Raw genomic sequence first — 3,391 nt, forward strand, 5'->3', positions numbered from 1 at the left:
GGGCCTTCCGTTATTTCCTCAGCAAACAGCGCCGTCACCTTGCCGTAGCGATTAAAGGTGCTGTCCGGCAGATAAGACTTGATGTGCTCAAGGTTAATCAGCGCGGTATACACCGCCGGGTTGTAGCTGGCTGCCATCTGTTCCAGCCATTCACGCTGGATTTCGCGTCCGTCGGTGGTGGCACCTTCCACCCCGATGCGAAAACGCTTTGCTTTCACTGTCATGAGCCGTGCTCCGTTAGAAAAAACTTACTGGAGCCTTATGGTTGCGGTGATGGGGGCAGTGAAACAATGCGCGGTATTTGTACCGACAACCACACAAACCGCAGGCGGGGAAAGCCTTCATTCAAGGCTGTAGGTTTGTGCCATGAACACCACACTGACACCCGCAGATCTCGATCCCCGTCGGCAGGCCATGCTGCTGTACTTTCAGGGATACCGCGTAGCCCGCATTGCTGAAATGCTGGGCGAGAAAGTTGCAACCGTTCACAGCTGGAAAAAACGCGACAAGTGGGGTGACTATGGGCCGCTGGATCAGATGCAGCTCACCACCGCCGCACGCTACTGCCAGCTCATTATGAAGGAGCACAAAGAAGGGAAAGATTTCAAAGAAATTGACCTGCTGGCGCGCCAGTCGGAGCGCCACGCGCGGATCGGCAAGTTTAACAATGGCGGCAACGAAGCCGACTTAAACCCTAACGTCGCCAACCGCAACAAAGGCCCGCGCCGTCAGCCGGAAAAAAATGTCTTCACCGATGAACAGATTGAGAAGCTGGAAGAAATCTTCCACTCCTCCATGTTCAACTACCAGCGCCACTGGTGGGAAGCCGGAAAAACCAACCGCATCCGCAACCTGCTGAAGTCACGCCAGATCGGCGCGACCTTTTACTTTGCCCGTGAAGCCCTGATTGACGCCCTGCTTACCGGGCGTAACCAGATTTTCCTTTCCGCCAGTAAGGCACAGGCCCACGTCTTTAAGCAGTACATCATCGACTTCGCCAAAGAAGTGGAGGTGGAGCTGAAAGGCGATCCGATGGTGCTTCCTAACGGGGCCACGCTTTACTTCCTCGGCACCAATGCCCGCACGGCCCAGAGTTATCACGGCAACCTGTATCTGGATGAATATTTCTGGATACCGAAATTCCAGGAGCTGCGCAAAGTGGCTTCCGGGATGGCTATTCACAAAAAATGGCGACAGACCTATTTTTCCACGCCATCCAGCCTGACACACAGTGCTTATCCGTTCTGGTCCGGAGCGCTGTTCAACCGTGGGCGCAACAAAGCCGACAAGGTGGACATCGACCTGTCCCACAGCAATCTGGCTCCCGGCCTGCTGTGCGCAGACGGGCAGTACCGCCAGATAGTCACCGTGGAAGATGCGGTGCGCGGCGGCTGTAACCTGTTCGACCTTGACCAGTTGCGCATGGAGTACAGCCCGGACGAATACCAGAACCTGCTGATGTGCGAGTTTGTGGACGATCTCGCGTCCGTATTCCCGCTCAGCGAGCTGCAGGCGTGCATGGTGGACAGCTGGGAAGTCTGGACCGACTTTCATGCACTGGCCCTGCGCCCATTTGGCTGGCGCGAAGTGTGGATCGGTTATGACCCGGCAAAAGGTACGCAAAACGGCGACAGCGCCGGATGCGTGGTGGTGGCACCGCCAGCCGTGCCGGGCGGTAAGTTCCGCATTCTTGAGCGTCACCAGTGGCGCGGGATGGACTTCCGTGCCCAGGCGGACGCCATCAAAAAACTGACTGAACAGTACAACGTGACCTATATCGGTATCGACTCAACCGGCGTTGGTCACGGGGTTTATGAGAACGTGAAAGCGTTCTTTCCTGCCGTCCGGGAGTTTGTCTACAACCCCAATGTTAAAAACGCCCTGGTACTCAAGGCCTACGACATTATCAGCCACCGCCGTCTGGAGTTTGACGCCGGGCACACCGACATTGCGCAGTCATTCATGGCAATCCGTCGCGCCACCACCGCCAGCGGCAACCGCCCGACCTATGAAGCCAGCCGCAGCGAAGAAGCCAGCCATGCCGATCTGGCCTGGGCAACGATGCACGCACTGTTTAACGAACCGCTGCAGGGCGAGTCCGCCAATACCAGCAATATTGTGGAGATTTTTTGATGAAAGAACATATCGCGCCAGGCGAAACCGTAACTGCAGAAGAAACTAAAAAACCCGTTGCGGAGTCTTTCAGCTTTGGTGATCCCATTCCTGTACTGGACCGCCGCGAACTGCTGGACTATGTGGAATGCGTACAGATGGATCGCTGGTATGAGCCGCCCGTCAGCTTCGACGGACTGGCGCGCACCTTCCGCGCTGCCGTGCACCACAGCTCCCCGATCAGTGTTAAGCGTGACATTATCAGCAGTACCTATATTCCACATCGCCTTCTCAGCCAGCAGGCATTTACCCGTTTTGTGCAGGACTATCTGGTTTTTGGTAACGCCTACCTGGAGAAGCGCACGAACCGTTTCGGTGAAGTTATTTCGCTGGAGCCTGCACTGGCAAAATACACCCGGCGCGGGCTTGACCTTGAAACATACTGGTTTGTGCAATACAGCCTGACGACACAACCGTATCAGTTCACAAAAGGTAACGTCTTCCACCTGATGGAGCCGGATATCAACCAGGAGATTTATGGTCTGCCGGGTTACCTTTCTGCCATCCCGTCAGCTCTGCTCAACGAATCCGCCACGCTGTTCCGCCGCAAGTATTACATTAACGGCAGTCATGCAGGCTTCATCATGTACATGACCGACGCCGCGCAGAACCAGGAGGATGTGAATAACATCCGCAAGGCAATGAAAAGTGCTAAAGGACCCGGCAACTTCCGCAACCTGTTTATGTACTCGCCTAACGGCAAAAAAGATGGCATTCAGATTATCCCGTTGTCGGAAGTCGCGGCGAAGGATGAATTTCTGAACATCAAGAACGTCAGCCGCGATGACATGATGGCGGCTCACCGCGTACCGCCGCAAATGATGGGCATCATTCCCAACAACACTGGCGGCTTTGGTGATGTGGAAAAAGCGAGCCGTGTCTTCGTCCGCAATGAACTGATGCCACTGCAAAAGCGACTGCAGGAGCTGAATGACTGGCTGGATGAAGAGGTGATCCGTTTTGAAGCTTATGACTTAGGACTTAAGGGCAAACGAGGCTGACATACTCATAACATCAATAACCGACCAACTCTCACAACGCCTCAGCAGCATTCTGCGGGGCGTTTCTTTTTGCCCTGACATCTCCCCCCTCCACTAAATGAGGCCGCCAGCGGGCCAGAGGCTGTGCCGGATTTTGGCCATTTTACCCCGTTGCGCGCGCTCGTATCCCCGCCACGCCTGCCCGCTTTATGCAGTGATTTTCATGCACCTGCATGACA

Annotated in this window: 3 protein-coding genes; 2 read left to right on the forward strand and 1 reads right to left on the reverse strand. The window is 55.3% G+C overall.

Annotated features, from left to right (window positions below; translation table 11 throughout):
- The coding region (locus D9742_RS22685; RefSeq protein ID WP_165382801.1) for a GPO family capsid scaffolding protein at window positions 1-224 on the reverse strand (224 nt) is incomplete at its 3' end.
- Window positions 225-366: 142 nt separating this feature from the next.
- Here D9742_RS22685 and D9742_RS22690 point away from each other — a divergent pair.
- Both D9742_RS22690 and D9742_RS22695 read left to right on the forward strand, forming a co-directional pair.
- Window positions 367-2,133, forward strand: coding sequence for a terminase ATPase subunit family protein (locus tag D9742_RS22690; RefSeq protein ID WP_001098431.1), 1,767 nt, complete (start codon window positions 367-369; stop codon window positions 2,131-2,133).
- The gene (locus D9742_RS22695) at window positions 2,133-3,173 is read left to right on the forward strand and encodes a phage portal protein (RefSeq protein WP_130238308.1); all 1,041 of its coding nucleotides are present in this window, start codon (window positions 2,133-2,135) and stop codon (window positions 3,171-3,173) included. Before D9742_RS22690 ends, D9742_RS22695 begins: the two co-directional genes overlap by 1 nt.
- Window positions 3,174-3,391: the final 218 nt, after the last annotated feature.

Source organism: Escherichia sp. E1V33 (assembly GCF_004211955.1).
In the GTDB taxonomy this organism is placed as follows: Bacteria; Pseudomonadota; Gammaproteobacteria; order Enterobacterales; family Enterobacteriaceae; genus Escherichia.

What these genes read in the sequence shown, in the direction of transcription:
- D9742_RS22690 (WP_001098431.1), top strand. Translation starts at nt 367, where the DNA reads ATGAACACCACACTGACACCCGCAGATCTCGATCCCCGTCGGCAGGCC.
- D9742_RS22695 (WP_130238308.1), top strand. Translation starts at nt 2,133, where the DNA reads ATGAAAGAACATATCGCGCCAGGCGAAACCGTAACTGCAGAAGAAACT.